This window comes from Neisseria sp. WLZKY-1 (assembly GCF_046546535.1).
GTDB lineage: Bacteria > Pseudomonadota > Gammaproteobacteria > Burkholderiales > Neisseriaceae > Neisseria.
In genome coordinates this window covers 1-224 of the sequence record NZ_JBKGTW010000168.1, presented here as the reverse complement: position 1 = coordinate 224, position 224 = coordinate 1, and the positions used below count along the sequence as shown (strand labels likewise).

Sequence of the window (224 nt, the reverse complement as noted above, 5' to 3'; positions counted from 1 at the left end):
CCAGCGCCACCCTGCTATCCATGCTGCCCGAGTTGGGCACCGTACCACACAAACGCATCGCCATGCTGGCAGGTGTCGTTCCGCCGCCGAACCAAAGCGGCGACACGGATAAGAAAACAGGCTGCATCGGCGGCAGAATGGCGGTGCGCAATATGCTGTATATGGCAGCACTAACGGCGAGCCGCTTTGAGCCGAAGATTAAAGCGTTTTACGAGAGGCTGCGC

1 protein-coding gene is annotated in these 224 nt (G+C 59.4%); it reads left to right on the top strand.

The window, feature by feature from the left end; translation table 11 throughout:
- On the top strand, window positions 1-224 hold a 224-nt coding region (locus ACLD9W_RS12690), incomplete at both ends, for a transposase (protein WP_410842318.1).